Origin of the sequence: Wolbachia endosymbiont (group B) of Sphaerophoria taeniata (genome assembly GCF_947179355.1) — a bacterium.
Classification (GTDB): Bacteria; Pseudomonadota; Alphaproteobacteria; order Rickettsiales; family Anaplasmataceae; genus Wolbachia.
In genome coordinates this window covers 664,760-679,313 of sequence record NZ_CAMXAW010000003.1, presented here as the reverse complement: position 1 = coordinate 679,313, position 14,554 = coordinate 664,760, and the positions used below count along the sequence as shown (strand labels likewise).

General features: G+C 35.1%; 13 protein-coding genes and 2 pseudogenes. 9 read left to right on the top strand and 6 right to left on the bottom strand.

The window, feature by feature from the left end; genetic code table 11:
* The first annotated feature begins 21 nt into the window (after positions 1–21).
* The 5 genes from ONG75_RS07235 to tnpC (ONG75_RS07220) are packed head-to-tail and all read left to right on the top strand — an operon-like array spanning position 22 to position 4,127.
* Positions 22–1,284: a hypothetical protein gene (locus ONG75_RS07235; protein ID WP_264376128.1), complete on the top strand. Its 1,263-nt coding sequence runs from the start codon at positions 22–24 to the stop codon at positions 1,282–1,284.
* 28 nt (positions 1,285–1,312) lie between these two features.
* The gene (locus ONG75_RS07230) at positions 1,313–2,158 is read left to right on the top strand and encodes a biotin--[acetyl-CoA-carboxylase] ligase (protein WP_264376127.1); all 846 of its coding nucleotides are present in this window, start codon (positions 1,313–1,315) and stop codon (positions 2,156–2,158) included.
* Entirely contained in the window at positions 2,155–2,292 is a 138-nt protein-coding gene (locus ONG75_RS07920; protein ID WP_007302385.1) for a CcmD-like small membrane protein, read from the top strand. Before ONG75_RS07230 ends, ONG75_RS07920 begins: the two co-directional genes overlap by 4 nt.
* Entirely contained in the window at positions 2,276–2,713 is a 438-nt protein-coding gene (gene ccmE, locus ONG75_RS07225; RefSeq protein ID WP_264376126.1) for a cytochrome c maturation protein CcmE, read from the top strand. The genes ONG75_RS07920 and ccmE overlap by 17 nt, the downstream gene beginning before the upstream one ends.
* 31 nt (positions 2,714–2,744) lie before the next feature.
* Positions 2,745–4,127 (top strand): IS66 family transposase, encoded by a 1,383-nt coding sequence (tnpC, locus tag ONG75_RS07220; RefSeq protein WP_264375454.1) that lies wholly within the window; start codon positions 2,745–2,747, stop codon positions 4,125–4,127.
* Positions 4,128–4,233: 106 nt separating this feature from the next.
* Here tnpC (ONG75_RS07220) and ONG75_RS07215 read toward each other — a convergent pair whose 3' ends face one another.
* The 3 genes from ONG75_RS07215 to ONG75_RS07205 form a co-directional block, all read right to left on the bottom strand.
* The gene (locus ONG75_RS07215) at positions 4,234–4,701 is read right to left on the bottom strand and encodes a hypothetical protein (RefSeq protein WP_264376125.1); all 468 of its coding nucleotides are present in this window, start codon (positions 4,699–4,701) and stop codon (positions 4,234–4,236) included.
* A 90-nt stretch (positions 4,702–4,791) separates the two neighbouring features.
* Complete coding sequence (locus ONG75_RS07210; protein WP_264376124.1) at positions 4,792–5,097, bottom strand: hypothetical protein; 306 nt, start codon at positions 5,095–5,097, stop codon at positions 4,792–4,794.
* Positions 5,098–5,179: 82 nt separating this feature from the next.
* On the bottom strand, positions 5,180–6,178 hold the full coding sequence (locus tag ONG75_RS07205; protein WP_264376123.1) for a magnesium transporter: 999 nt from the start codon (positions 6,176–6,178) through the stop codon (positions 5,180–5,182).
* A 21-nt stretch (positions 6,179–6,199) separates the two neighbouring features.
* Here ONG75_RS07205 and ONG75_RS07200 point away from each other — a divergent pair, with 21 nt between their 5' ends.
* Both ONG75_RS07200 and ONG75_RS07195 read left to right on the top strand, forming a co-directional pair.
* Entirely contained in the window at positions 6,200–6,331 is a 132-nt protein-coding gene (locus ONG75_RS07200; RefSeq protein ID WP_255521118.1) for a hypothetical protein, read from the top strand.
* Positions 6,332–6,586: 255 nt separating this feature from the next.
* A complete protein-coding gene (locus ONG75_RS07195; RefSeq protein WP_214303292.1) occupies positions 6,587–8,341 on the top strand; it encodes a reverse transcriptase domain-containing protein in 1,755 nt (584 codons plus the stop codon).
* 40 nt (positions 8,342–8,381) lie between these two features.
* Here ONG75_RS07195 and ONG75_RS07190 read toward each other — a convergent pair whose 3' ends face one another.
* Both ONG75_RS07190 and tnpA read right to left on the bottom strand, forming a co-directional pair.
* Positions 8,382–9,044 carry a hypothetical protein gene (locus ONG75_RS07190; RefSeq protein WP_264376122.1) on the bottom strand — a complete coding sequence of 221 codons (663 nt, stop codon included), beginning with the start codon at positions 9,042–9,044 and terminating at the stop codon, positions 8,382–8,384.
* A gap of 283 nt (positions 9,045–9,327) precedes the next feature.
* A pseudogene (tnpA, locus tag ONG75_RS07185) lies at positions 9,328–9,719 on the bottom strand (IS200/IS605 family transposase).
* A 240-nt stretch (positions 9,720–9,959) separates the two neighbouring features.
* Here tnpA and ONG75_RS07180 point away from each other — a divergent pair.
* Together ONG75_RS07180 and ONG75_RS07175 are read left to right on the top strand one after the other, a co-directional pair.
* Positions 9,960–11,678, top strand: a complete 1,719-nt coding sequence (locus tag ONG75_RS07180; protein ID WP_264376121.1) for an ankyrin repeat domain-containing protein — start codon at positions 9,960–9,962, stop codon at positions 11,676–11,678.
* 128 nt (positions 11,679–11,806) lie between these two features.
* Positions 11,807–13,022, top strand: a pseudogene (locus ONG75_RS07175) (IS256 family transposase).
* Positions 13,023–13,068: 46 nt separating this feature from the next.
* Here the strand turns inward: ONG75_RS07175 and tnpC (ONG75_RS07170) are convergent.
* Positions 13,069–14,451 carry an IS66 family transposase gene (tnpC, locus tag ONG75_RS07170; RefSeq protein ID WP_264375454.1) on the bottom strand — a complete coding sequence of 461 codons (1,383 nt, stop codon included), beginning with the start codon at positions 14,449–14,451 and terminating at the stop codon, positions 13,069–13,071.
* Positions 14,452–14,554 lie beyond the last annotated feature (103 nt).

Genomic DNA, 14,554 nt, shown 5'->3' with positions numbered 1-14,554 from the left:
ATTAATATTTTGTGGTGAAAAATGAGTAAAAGAAAAACTGTTTTGAAATTTTCAATTGCCGCTCTCTTGCTAGGAGGATCGAGCACTGTAGCTGTTTTATATTTTCCTTATGTTGCTTTAGCAATTAAATTTGGTATTGTAATCTCTACAGCTCCTCTGGCAATTTTTGCCATTTCTGTAGTTGCTGCATTAGTTTCAGTAATTACATTAGCAGCATTTACTATTTCCGCCATACGCAGTAAGGGTAAATCTAATAAGGTTAGTAGCGAACCAAGAAGTAAAAATGAAGAAGAAGGAGAAAGTCTAGTACAAGAAAAAGAGCAAGCTGTGCCTATTCTTACGCCACCGTTGCTTTCGCAAGAGCCTGAAAAGTCGGTTATTCCTATTCCACAACAACCACCAGTTGATGATCCAGTGAAAGAAACAGAAACACCGCAACCTGACGTTATGGTTAATGGTGCTGATCAGCAAGCTAACCAAACAGAGGAATCGTTGCCACCATATCCAGAACCCACCTCGCCTCTAAATAGCATGGATCAACTCAAATCGTTTCCTGAATTGCCGTCAATTGTTAGTTTGGAAGGTAGTAGTAATTCTATCAAAAATTGCAAAGAACGAGAATATGTGTTATTTTTACCAAGTCTGTCAGAGCAACCTTTAACGTTGTCTAATGCAAAATTGGCATTTAAGCTGAGAGCTGCATTAGATGAGTACAAAAGGCAACAACCTAATCAGGCTAGTACAGAAAATAGTTATGTTTCCTGGGGCAGTGACTTTGAGGATTCAATAATTGGTAACAATAGCCTTCCTAGTGTTAGTATCACCCAAGAATTAGAAGAACGGTCAGGAGGAGTTAGGTGTTTTTCTGAACTAAATAATGTTCATAATATACTCGAGTATCGAAGACAGCTATCTCTTATGAATAATTGCTCTAACAGTTATTGTTCTTCTATGCTTTCATCAATACAAGAACCAGATAGGCTACAAGCAAGTTTAGGAAGTGACAATCCATCAGTGCAGTCTTTTCAACCAAAGAAGGAGCTTTTATATGATGTAAATAAAAAAATTTTTGATAGCGTTGATTATGAAGTAAATTATACTAGACTTTCTGAGAATGCAGGGGAAGCTCCTAATTACGAACGGGAATTTCCACTTACTGAAACAAATGTTAACAGCGGTCCTGAAGCAATGCCCTATGACGTAAATGAAAATGGGGCTCCATATAGCAGTATACAATCACCTGTACCACCAAGTTCTGCTAGCCGTAGCAACAGTTTTTCTTGATAAGAGAGTTTTTGATAGAATTAAGAAAATGATCCCTGAAACATTTGAGGGCTTTCATATTCATCATTACAAAGAAGTTCCAAGTACTAATAAAGAAGCATTGGGTTTAATTGAGAAAGGGATATCTAATGAAACTGTCATTATTGCTGATAAACAAACAGAAGGTAGGGGACGCACTGGAAAAAGCTGGATTTCTCCAGAGGGTAATCTCTATGCGAGTTTGATAATTAACCAAGAAAAGGATGTCAGCAAATTAACAGAATTGACTTTTGTGACTGCTCTTGCTGTTGGAAATACTTTATTATCGTTAAATTTCTTGAATAATCAAACCCACTGCGGTGTCATTCCAGTGCGTGACACTGGAATCCATACTTTTTCTTCTGGATCCCAGTGTCAAAGCACTGGGATGACAAGAGATCAATTCATAAACGATCTCAATCTTCAACATAAATGGCCAAATGACATTCTAATCGATGGCAAGAAAATAAGCGGAATATTGCTTGAAAAAAAATCCAATTCAAATTGGCTCATTATAGGAATTGGAATTAATGTCAATCATGCGCCACTTCCAGGCACAACGTGCATTAGCAATTACGGTGAATCTGTGTCTAACATGGATCTGTTAAAGGAATTAATAATAAATTTTAATAAGCTAAGAAAGCAATGGCTATTTGATGGGTTTTATGCTATAAGAGAAATGTGGTTAAAAAAAGCATTCAAAATGAATGAGCAAATCAGTGTAAAGTTAGCTGACAAATTGTATGAAGGAATTTTTGCTGATATAGATAAAAGTGGTAAATTGTTGTTGCAGCAAAAGGATGGAAGCTTAATTTATTTTGATGCAGGTGAGTTATTTATTGGCAGTGCATTATGAATACATATGTAATTTTTGCTTACCTTATTAGTTTCATACTGATTGGTGGAAATTTGATTTTTACCGTTTCTTGCTATACTAAAAGTAAAAAAATTCTAGAAAGCCTGAAAGATAATAATGAAGAAGAAACATAAGCGATTACTTATAACTTCAGGAATTTTCTGCTTTTTAAGTTGTGCAGTTTTTTTTATTTTAACAACGCTCAAAGAAAATATCTCATTTTTCTATACAGTAAGTGAGGCAATAGTTTTACCAAATAATCAAAAGCCAATCCGTGTTGGTGGAATGGTTGTTGAAAATAGCGTGATACGGAGCGAAAGTGAAGTAGTTTTTCAGATGACAGATTTTAACAAAAGCGTTGTGGTGAAATATCAGGGAATACTTCCACCAATGTTTTCAGAAAAAAGTGGTGTTGTTGTGCAAGGTAAAATGTTTGATAATAGTACTTTTCTTGCAGATACGGTGTTTGCAAAACATGATGAGAACTATAAGCCGAAAGTCCTAAAATGTATCCGTTCAGCGGAGTGGCAGAATAAGGTAGACAAGGTGATCTAAAAAGATAATCATAGAGCAAAAGTGAGGTAATGTGGTAAACCTTTTAGAGCTTTGCAAAAATTTACAGCAAAAAATAGAAAAGTTAGAAGCAAAAATAGAAAAGCTGGAAAGGGAGAATGAAAGTTTAAAAGCAGAGAACAAGGCTTTAAAGATAGAGAACGCTGAATTAAAGGAAAGGCTTGGTTTAAACTCGAAAAATTCATCTCTACCAAGCTCTAGAGAGTTGTACAAAATAAAAAAGGACAAGCCAAAGAGCGACAGAAACGTTGGTGGTCAGGTTGGTCATAAAGGAAGTTTTCGCGCCAAAATGGATGCAGATGAGGTGATAAAAGTAAAGTTGTCATCTACTTGTGAATGCGGAGGAGGGATTGCAATATGCAATGGACCGTACATTCATCAAAAAGTTGATCTTCCGGAAATTAGGCCTTATGTAGTGGAATATCAGATGGAGCATGGTCGTTGCCGGAGATGCGGAAAAAGAAGAAGCAGTAAGTTACCAGAAGGTGTTACGTCAGATACATTTGGTCCAAGGGTTAAGTCAATAATTGCAGCGTTCAGCGGATTCTACAAAAATTCAAAACGCGAAATAGCGAGTGTCGTAAATGATATCTTCAATTTGAACATAAGCGTCGTTAGCATATCAAATAGTGAACATAGAGTTGCTTCAAAATGCAAAAAAATGTATGAGCAGATCGAACAAGAGATAAGTAGGAGTAAAGTTCTACATATTGATGAAACGAGCCATTATAACAAAGGTAAACTCGCTTGGTGTTGGATGTTTGCAAGCAATACGGCAAGTTTTGTGAAGTTGACAGAGTCAAGAGGAATGAAAGTTTTAAAAAATAACGCATGCTGCAATCATAATAGCTTAGTGGTAACCGACAGGTACGCAGTATACAATTACTTTGCTGATGAAAAAAGGCAAATCTGCTGGGCACACTTAGCAAGGGATTTTGAAAGATTAGCGCATAGTTGGAATATTGAAGTCAAAGTTCTTGGCTGTTACTTAAGAAATGTAGCTACTGAATTATTTGCACTAAAAAAGGCTTTGCTAAAAAATGAGATAGATGTTTTTAGATTTGCCAGACGTGCCAGAAAGTTGCGAAAACGTACAAGGTATTACTTGAAGGAAATATCCTACTTACCTGAAGCAATTGGAGCCTCTCGAGTTGCGAAAAATATTTTGAAATCTGAAAGAATGATGTGGAATTTTTTAGATGACCCAAAAAACATTCCGCTGACAAACAACCATGCTGAACAGCAGATACGGCATTATGTCGTTTACCGCAAAAATTCGTATTTTACACAATCAAAGCGGGGAAATGCATTCCTTGAACGGATAATTTCGTTATACTTAACATGGAAACAAAGGGGTCTCAATCCTTTCCAAAACCTCTTATCTATTGTTTCTTAAACCACTCTCCTGAACGGATACCCTAAAATAGATTTCCTAATTCAGTTGTATTGAAATGGTATGTGAAAGAAAGCAACAGCCTGCTAGCAAGCTGTTACTTTCCTAACTACCACAATATATCAGAGTGAGCTGGTGCTTCCCATTTTACGTTATTATGGTCAATTATTGCTGCTTTTAATCCTTCAACTTCGCCCCTTAGGTGATCAAGTTCTTCTGCCCATGTTCTATATTCTTTATTATTATCAATAAATCCATCCTGCTGAATTAACTTATTCAAATGAGATAAACCATTAGCCAATGCTTTACTCATATCAAGAGACTCTTCTCGAAGTTGTAATATGTTGTTCCCAAGTGAGTCATTTAAGTCAACAACAAACTTCTTATTTAAATCGCAGACTAACTTATCCATAACTTGATAGACGTAATGAATTGTTGCAATTTTATCTGCAATGTCCTCAAAGTTTGTGGGCTTAACTTCAACTTCTATATTGTCTATTTTTTTTAAGTTTAAAGCGCTCATTTGGTTTATTGCTTCAAAGTTATTTTCGCTTTCTTGTTTACTGTTGTTACTCATGTTAGCTCCATAAAATTTTAAAATTAACTCAGCTACATTGAAATGGTATGTGGAGAAAGTAATAGCCTAGAGACTATTACTCTTTCCAGTTTAACCCCAATCTGGTTCATTAGTGGTATTGTCTTCTAATTCTTTTACTCTTGTCTGTAAGTTATTCAGGCTCTGTACTAAACCACTATCTACATTACCAACGTCTTCAATCAGTTTTTTGACTTTTTCTTGTTCTCCATGCAAGTTAGTATTTACTTGCACAACAAGTCCGTCATTCATACTTTCAATCAGTTTATCAATAATATTATGAGTATAACCAACTGTCGCTTTTGTCAATTTTCTCGTTTCATAATTTATCGGTTTTGCAAGGGTAACTTTACTTATAATTTTTGGTTCATTGGCCATATAAACTACCTCATTAAAATTTAAAATTTCAAACAAAATCAACTATAGAAATATAAAAAGCTCTTTTCAAACCCATAAATATTTAGCTCAACAATACTTCGTATCCAGTCTGAAAGTACTCTTCCATTACCATTAGTTCAGCATTGGCGTTTTGAAGAGGGCCCTCCCATTCAGGTTTATCAGTAGAATCTCCAAGTTTCTTAATCAGCTCAAGGATTTCCTTTTGTTTTTCATTTTGTTTTTCATTTTGTTCATCAAACTTCTCCTGAAATGCATCAATAATAGCTTTAGATTGATCTTTACTGCTAAGATCGCCAATCACAGATATGACTTTCTCATGAGGCAGTTTGTGAATGATGTCTTTAAGCTCTTCTGCACCTAAGTTATCCAAAAGTTCTTTAAACTGCTCACGAGACATATTATGAGCAAAAGCTTGAAGTTTTTCTGGTTTGTCAACTAAAGACTTAATAACCATCTGAATCTTATTAGGATCAGTTAAATCTCGAGCTACTATTGCAAGTTTCTCGTGGTCTAGCTTATTAATTAAATTATGTAATGTATCTTCTTCTAAAGTTTTTACTAGGGCTGGAAGTTTATTTTTCAACGCGTCGTCCAAAATAGTGTTTATCATTTTCTCATTTGCATTTTTTATTAGTTCTACAAACTGGTCATCCTTCATTGTCTTGACCGCTATCTCGAACTGATCCATTTTAAGGTGAGGGAAAATTTGTTTTACTTGATCTGGATTTAAGTCTCTAACTAGAGCTTCAAGCTGAGCATCATTTAAAATAGGAACAATTATTTGTAACTTTTCTGGATTTAGTTCCTGAGCGAGGGTTTGTAATTGGTGATTGGTTAGATGATCCACTAAAGCTCGAAATTGTCCATCTGTTAAGTTCTCTGCTAAGACCTGTAGTTGCTCATTATTAAGAGTATTGGCAAGAGTCTCTAACTGATTTTCTGTTAGTCTCTCAACAAAAATTTTAGCAAACGCTTTTGATAGTATTATATCCTCTGGTATTTTAGATGATATTATATCTGTGCGACCCGAAGTTGCGATTTTGTGATGGTTAGATTCCATCTTCCCTAGACATCAGGGATAATGTATGTCTCACATTTTAAAGAATGGCAACCTTTAGGATGCAAGCATGAGATAAAAGCAGGTAATGCTAAACCTTATAGCAAACTCCTGCAAACAGAGTTAGATATGGTTACGAGAGAAACTTATGATTGAATTGTCGTTATATTGAATATGCGAAATTAAGGTTGTTTTACGCATAGACCAAAATGGTATGAAGCATACGAGGAATTAAAGTTAGATGTCTTTGATTATAGATGTTCTCAGCTTCCGGTAAAAAGTAAGAACCTAAGTCTAACACGAAACAAAATCGTGAAACGGGATAACCATATAGGTGCTCTTATATTCATTTGAATGTAAGTAGGCAGCCAGCCATAAGCACTTACATTGGAGGGATTGTCCAAGAAGCTAATGCCCAAAGTAATATTTGGGATATGCAGACGTGGACACTATAATTTGGAAGGTAAAGTGGTGAATAGTAGTAAATATGTTATAGACCAACAATTTGTTAGGTATGAATGGAATACAATTCCTTGGCGTAAAGTTGAGAAATTTGTATTTAAGCTACAAAAGCGAATTTACCAAGCTGCAATATGTAATGATAAGAAGAAGGTACATAAACTTCAAAGATTATTACTCAATTCAATAAGTGCAAAACTACTTGCTGTCAGAAAAGTAACTCAAGATAACAGAGGGAAGAAAACTGCAGGTATTGATGGAAAAGCAAATCTTAATCATAAAGAAAGATTGCAATTAGCATATTCTTTAAATGTTAGAGAAAAAGCGAAACCATCAAAACGTGTTTGGATTCCAAAACCTGGAAAACCAATAGAATATCGCCCTCTTGGTATACTTACTATCTCAGATAGGGCAAAAGAAACACTTATGAAAATGGCACTAGAGCCAGAGTGGGAGGTAGGATTTGAACCGAACATGTATGGTTTTAGACCTGGTAGGTCATGTCATGATGCTATTGAAGCCATATTTAATTCACTGAATTGGAAAACAGCGTACTGTTTAGATGCTGATATTTCTGGATGTTTTGATAATATTAATCAAAATGCTCTGTTGGAAAAACTTAACACTACACCAACCTTTAGAAGAATTATAAAAGGATGGTTAAGAGCTGGAGTAATGGAAAACAGAAAATTTGAATCCACAAAACGTGGTACAATTCAAGGAGGGACGATCTCACCGTTACTTGCTTGTGTTGCATTAAATGGATTAGAACAATATATCAAAGAAACGTTATGGAGTGAACTTCTTCAATATAGGAAGATGAAATGTGGTGTTGCAAGCAGTAGAGAAGCAAAAAGCTCATTAAGTGTAATTTTCTACGCAGATGACTTTATCATCATACATGAGAGTAAGGAAATCATTCTGAAGGCAAAAATGATAGTTGAAGAATGGCTCAAAACCATTGGACTAGAATTGAAACCTTCAAAAACAAAGATTTCTCATACTCAAAATGGAGAAAAGCCAGGATTTAATTTTCTTGGTTTCTCAATAAGGCATTACTCTACGAAAAATAATAAGAGGGGTTATAAATTATTAGTCAAACCAAGTCGTGAATCCAGAAAACAGCATACACTCACTATAAAACATAAGATTAGAGGATTAAGAGGATCAACACAAGAAACAGTAATAAGACAGCTTAACCCAATTACTAGAGGGTGGAGCAAATATTATTCTTCGGTTGTGTCAAACAAGACCTTTAGGTTTATTGACAGTGTAATGTTTAGAAACATCTGGAAGTGGGCAGTCTACAGGCACCCAACCAAAGGAAAATACTGGATTAAAAATAAATACTTTAAAAAGTATAAAAACGATAATTGGCGATTTATGACAAATAACAAAGTTCTTCTTATTAAGCACGGAGATCATGCTATTAAAAGGCATGTCAAAGTGAAAGGAACCAAGTCTCCATATGATGGCGATTGGGTTTATTGGGGTAATCGTTTAAGGAAGATACCAGATAAACTACCAAGAGTAATAAAATTGTTGAAGTTACAACAAGGTAAATGTGGTCATTGTCAACTTTGGTTTAAAAATGATGATATCTTAGAAACACATCATATTGACCGAAACAGACGTAATAATATGAAAAAGAATTTATCCTTGTTACATGGACATTGTCACGATGAATTACATAGAAAGTGTGCATGACAAGCACCAAATTATAGAGGAGCCGTATGAGGCGAAAGTCTCACGTACGGTTCTGAAGTCGAGTGGGGAGAGGCGACTTTTCCCACTTAGATAACTGTATTACTTCTTCCTTGACATGCCGTTCAATATATTGGAGTGCCTGATTGTCAGGTGAATCAATAATATTCCCTTGATCATCTGAGAAATAATATTTGTAGGTATCACCTGACTCTTCCCATGTTACATATTGATATTCGGCTGGTTGTGCCTTAAGAACGTAAGTATTAAGTGTCATATACTTAGAAGGTTGTGATACTTCGTAGTCAATTGATATCTTCATTAATTTTTCATTAAGATACACAAAAGAATGTAAGTTATTCTCATAACCGAGTTTAGCGTTTCTAAATGGCGCAACTGGAAATTTACAATTTGTGATTAGACCTTCTTCTTTATCACAACGGTAAGATGTTTGTTTCAAATCTTTTCCATTCTCCTTTATGCATGCAACAATTGTAAAGGAACCATCTCTTGAAGCGTTGCAAAATTTTATAGGTAAATCTAGTACTCTACCATCTTCATCATCCAGTGGAATAAATCCAATTTTATCAAAACTATTCCAAGTTAACTCTTCACCATCTACGGAACCTTGAAATATCCTCATTCTAGCCTCGTTAAATACCCTTTGTCCAGGTACCATCTTAAAGACATGTTTTTTTCCACTCATAAGTATTATCTAATAAATTTAATTATAGCTATTCTAGCATTTAATGATTAATTTATAATTAAATTAGCATGTATTGGAGTCATAATAACAAATATCACTAGAGAATTAGTATAAAACCCCGATAGAATAAATAGGCTGGCTTTATGGTATGTTGAAACCTATATTGGTGGGGGTAAGCGTACTTTTCGAACTCGCTCTCTCGAATATTATACAAAATGAGTAAAGTGAGTAAATAAAAGAATTTAATTTGTACTTAATGACATCTCAATTCAACCACTATGGATTAAAATCCAAAGATTGAAAGAGAGCGTAGAATGCTAACTTTCAACTTACCAAATTTATCTTCTTTTTTAGAGTGATTTTCAATATGATTTTTTATCATTACAAAGTAGCCTACTAACCATAACTCAGTATCTTTTTCTCAGCTCTGGAAAGTTTTGCTGGAACTTTTTCCTTTTATTAACTGCACTAACTTACTAATACTGAAGTATGGGGTACAGAAACGTATACATGTTGACGTAACTCTACCTCTGATAATTTCTACTTCCACATACTTCTTGTACAACTTCTTTAGTTTTCTGACCAATATCTCCAACTCATAATGGATATCGATATTTTGTTATCCACACTATGTGATATATATACAGAGTGACTGCTTTTTCTATAATATTCCACATTCTTTCAAATTTTTCACCTTAAGATTATATTCTTGAAAGGATGGTCCAGGGTTATTCTCCCAAATTTGGGAGAATAAAGAAAAATTGAGATGATTTACAGCAAAAACGAAATTAGAACAAAGCCCTTCTACAAGGAAGCTCAAAAACTTCAACAAAATACCATAATATTCAAAAATCCTTTGTTTTTCTGATGTATCTAATTACTATATAAAAGCTTTAGGTAATATAGGGGGTGTGTATGCTGAGGACACAACATCGAGTAAGTAATCTAAAAAAAGAGATTAATTCAGAAATCATTGATCGGTTGAAAGAGCAGCTGAATAAGCAACAAAACAGTAAATCTTTTCAATTTAAAAATAGAATAAGACGTCAATATAATCCTGATGATACTAACATTGCTAAATTGTTTCTGGCGATACGTGAGCATAGAACGGATAATCCTCAGCTAAATAAGATTAGTGAAATTGAAGGGTTACTTACTCAAGTACAAAATATTAATGATATTGATCTCAATGATGGTGGTAATACACCACTACATGTTGCTGTAAGCAAAAATCATCAAGACATTGTTGAACTTCTTTTGAATGTGTCTGGTATAGACCCAAATATTAAAAATAATCAAGGTAAAACTCCACTAGATATTGCTAAGCAACAAAATAAGGGAGAGATTATTAGGACTCTAGAAGAACATTTAAAAAAATCTTCTGATCAAGTAGAAAGACTTTCTGCACAGGAGAAGGAAGTGCATGAAAAGCTCAGAAAGTTTGTTGAAGATTTTGTTTTTATTTATGAACGCTCTTTATCAGAGTACTATGAGAGACTAGAAAATCAAAGAGGAAAGCAAGGTAAATGGGCTGATTTTGTTAATATGATAATATATATAGGAAAAGGTGGAACAGAACAAGGAGAAGCGGAATCAAAAGTAATTCCTCTTATTGGAATTAACATTCTTCGAGCAACAATATCCAGCATTGGTAGTAGTTATAATAGAGCAGAGCTTAAAAAGCTGATAGATCAATTGTATATATTTAAAAAGGATCCAATCAAAGTCAGGGAAGAGTTAGTAAAATCTGGTATTGAGATTTTTCAAAGTTTTGAGAGCCAATTTATACAAGTAACAGCAGAAGGAAGTTGGCAGAGAGCAATGACAAAATTAGCAGAAGATGCTGTGAGTAGAGTGGTTGATTACTATAGAAAAAATACCGAAAAAGAGCTTTGTGCTTCCTCAATTACTGAGGGTATTATTTTGGGAGAATCAAAAAGATATAAACAAACCTACACTGGTGTTCCTCATATTAAGCTAGGACATACTTTAGAAAGTAAAAACTCGAATTCATGGAATACTGCAGAACTATTTGATAAAGCGGGATTAGTAACAATAAAGAGTGATGGTAGTGCTGATAAATACTATAGGAGAATAGATGGAAAGAGTGATACTAGCAAATATGGCTATCGTCTTCTTTTTAAATGGGAATTGGAAAGTAAAATAAAAAAATTCGCTAGAGAATACATTGAAGAAAATCCTTCTAGGGAGGAGTATAGGTATATTTTAAAGTTAGATGAGGGAAAATGGAAAGATGAATTATTGGATGAGCTTAATAAGCAAGATCCGAAGTTAGTCGAAGAGAGGTTACTAAGCAAATTCAAAGGAGAAATGGAACAGGAAGCTGAAAAAAACTTCAATGAATTAGAGGATTATATAGGTAAGAATTTTAATGAGTTATCAGGTTACATAGAAAGTAATCAAAATGAGATTAAGGGAGTCTTTGATGAATTAATGAGTCAATATCAGGAAGCCAGTAGGCAACGTCACAAGATAGCAGATTCTATTGTAGAAGGAAGGAAAGAAAGTGAAAAAAGTTTCGAGAAAATAGATAAAAAGCTTGATAAGATATATGATGCAGTTGTAGCAAGAGAGCAAGTAAGAGAGCCAATTTGGTTTAATGTGGGAGAGTAGACCGGCGGAGCTTCCCCACCAGTCTCTCGCAGAACTGTACGTAAACCTCTCAATTTGGGAGTGTTAAATAAACTGTGTCAAACCGAAAAAAAAGTAATAAATTGATATAAAAAAATGGAGGTTTGACAATGAGTCAGAAAGTAGTAAACAGAACTACCGGTTTGGTAAGATTATAAAGAATTAGAAACAAATATCCTGTCGTCTATACGAGAAGGAAGACCGTTGACAGGAAGAGATGGAGCATTAACACCGTTTATAAAAAAGTTGCTGGAGGTAAGCCTGGAAGGTGAAATAGAAAACCACTTGTCGGCTGAAAGCGAAGAGAATAATCGAAGAAATGGGAGGAATGCAAAGACTTTACGTACAAGCGCAGGGTCATTTGAGCTTTTGACGCCAAGAGATAGGGAAGGAAGTTTCGAACCACAAATAGTCAAAAAAAGGCAAACAAACTTACATCCAGAGCTTGAAACGAAGATTTTGAGCACATTTGCCAGTGGTATGGGCTATAGAGATATAGTGTCACATGTTGAGGAAATTTATGATCACAAAATATCGGCGGCAGAGATATCAAGTATTACTGACAAATTGCTACCAGTAATCAACGAATGGCGTAGTCGCCCGCTGCAGTCTGTATATCCGATAGTTTTCATGGTTTTTTAAAGTCAAAGAGGACGGGCATTGCGTAAGTAAATGCATGTATAATATATTAGGCATAGATCAAAATGGCAAAAAAGAAGTATTAGGTTTTTATTTGGCTGAAAGTGAAGTTCTGGTTGGGAGTGCTAAATGACCTCAAAGAAAGAGGAGTAGAAGATATCCTTATTGCCTGCGTTGATGGGCTGAAAAGCTTTCCTGCAGCTATAAACAGTGTCTTTCCTAATGCGGAAGTGCAGATGTGTATAGTGCATCAGATACGCAACTCACTGAAGTATGTGGCCAGTAAAGATGCGAAGAGTTTTTTGAGCGATTTAAAGAAGGTATATCAAGCTTCAAGCAAGGAAATTGCCGAGAATTATCTGTTGGAATTGGATGAAAAATGGGGCACAAAGTATCCTATGGTTTTGGCAGAATAATTGGGAAAACTTGTCTGGTTATTTTAAGTATTCTGGTCCAGTTAGGAGGATAATCTACACCACCAATCCCATAGAGGGGCTACATAGGCAAATTAGGAAATTCACTAAGACCAAAGGCTCATTTACCAGCATAAATGCCTTGTATAAGCAGGTATATTGTGCTATAAAGAAGGCAGAGGAAAAGTGGACGATGCCTGTACATGATTGGGCTTTAACTATCTCTCAACTTGATGTTTTCTTTCCTGGCAGATTGAAAATTGAGTTGAACTAAAAATGCGGTTTGACACAGTTTATTTGTATCCGTTCAGGAGAGTGGTTTAAGAAACAATAGATAAGAGGTTTTGGAAAGGATTGAGACCCCTTTGTTTCCATGTTAAGTATAACGAAATTATCCGTTCAAGGAATGCATTTCCCCGCTTTGATTGTGTAAAATACGAATTTTTGCGGTAAACGACATAATGCCGTATCTGCTGTTCAGCATGGTTGTTTGTCAGCGGAATGTTTTTTGGGTCATCTAAAAAATTCCACATCATTCTTTCAGATTTCAAAATATTTTTCGCAACTCGAGAGGCTCCAATTGCTTCAGGTAAGTAGGATATTTCCTTCAAGTAATACCTTGTACGTTTTCGCAACTTTCTGGCACGTCTGGCAAATCTAAAAACATCTATCTCATTTTTTAGCAAAGCCTTTTTTAGTGCAAATAATTCAGTAGCTACATTTCTTAAGTAACAGCCAAGAACTTTGACTTCAATATTCCAACTATGCGCTAATCTTTCAAAATCCCTTGCTAAGTGTGCCCAGCAGATTTGCCTTTTTTCATCAGCAAAGTAATTGTATACTGCGTACCTGTCGGTTACCACTAAGCTATTATGATTGCAGCATGCGTTATTTTTTAAAACTTTCATTCCTCTTGACTCTGTCAACTTCACAAAACTTGCCGTATTGCTTGCAAACATCCAACACCAAGCGAGTTTACCTTTGTTATAATGGCTCGTTTCATCAATATGTAGAACTTTACTCCTACTTATCTCTTGTTCGATCTGCTCATACATTTTTTTGCATTTTGAAGCAACTCTATGTTCACTATTTGATATGCTAACGACGCTTATGTTCAAATTGAAGATATCATTTACGACACTCGCTATTTCGCGTTTTGAATTTTTGTAGAATCCGCTGAACGCTGCAATTATTGACTTAACCCTTGGACCAAATGTATCTGACGTAACACCTTCTGGTAACTTACTGCTTCTTCTTTTTCCGCATCTCCGGCAACGACCATGCTCCATCTGATATTCCACTACATAAGGCCTAATTTCCGGAAGATCAACTTTTTGATGAATGTACGGTCCATTGCATATTGCAATCCCTCCTCCGCATTCACAAGTAGATGACAACTTTACTTTTATCACCTCATCTGCATCCATTTTGGCGCGAAAACTTCCTTTATGACCAACCTGACCACCAACGTTTCTGTCGCTCTTTGGCTTGTCCTTTTTTATTTTGTACAACTCTCTAGAGCTTGGTAGAGATGAATTTTTCGAGTTTAAACCAAGCCTTTCCTTTAATTCAGCGTTCTCTATCTTTAAAGCCTTGTTCTCTGCTTTTAAACTTTCATTCTCCCTTTCCAGCTTTTCTATTTTTGCTTCTAACTTTTCTATTTTTTGCTGTAAATTTTTGCAAAGCTCTAAAAGGTTTACCACATTACCTCACTTTTGCTCTATGATTATCTTTTTAGATCACCTTGTCTACCTTATTCTGCCACTCCGCTGAACGGATACGTTTATTTAACACTCCCCTCAATTT

Bases quoted from the DNA above. Each gene is read 5' to 3' on its own strand.
- ONG75_RS07195 (WP_214303292.1), top strand. From the start codon at position 6,587: ATGCCCAAAGTAATATTTGGGATATGCAGACGTGGACACTATAATTTG.
- ONG75_RS07215 (WP_264376125.1), bottom strand. From the start codon at position 4,701: ATGAGTAACAACAGTAAACAAGAAAGCGAAAATAACTTTGAAGCAATA.
- ONG75_RS07190 (WP_264376122.1), bottom strand. From the start codon at position 9,044: ATGAGTGGAAAAAAACATGTCTTTAAGATGGTACCTGGACAAAGGGTA.
- ONG75_RS07920 (WP_007302385.1), top strand. From the start codon at position 2,155: ATGAATACATATGTAATTTTTGCTTACCTTATTAGTTTCATACTGATT.
- ONG75_RS07235 (WP_264376128.1), top strand. From the start codon at position 22: ATGAGTAAAAGAAAAACTGTTTTGAAATTTTCAATTGCCGCTCTCTTG.
- ONG75_RS07230 (WP_264376127.1), top strand. From the start codon at position 1,313: ATGATCCCTGAAACATTTGAGGGCTTTCATATTCATCATTACAAAGAA.
- ONG75_RS07200 (WP_255521118.1), top strand. From the start codon at position 6,200: ATGTATGTCTCACATTTTAAAGAATGGCAACCTTTAGGATGCAAGCAT.
- ONG75_RS07210 (WP_264376124.1), bottom strand. From the start codon at position 5,097: ATGGCCAATGAACCAAAAATTATAAGTAAAGTTACCCTTGCAAAACCG.
- ONG75_RS07180 (WP_264376121.1), top strand. From the start codon at position 9,960: ATGCTGAGGACACAACATCGAGTAAGTAATCTAAAAAAAGAGATTAAT.
- ONG75_RS07205 (WP_264376123.1), bottom strand. From the start codon at position 6,178: ATGGAATCTAACCATCACAAAATCGCAACTTCGGGTCGCACAGATATA.
- ccmE (WP_264376126.1), top strand. From the start codon at position 2,276: ATGAAGAAGAAACATAAGCGATTACTTATAACTTCAGGAATTTTCTGC.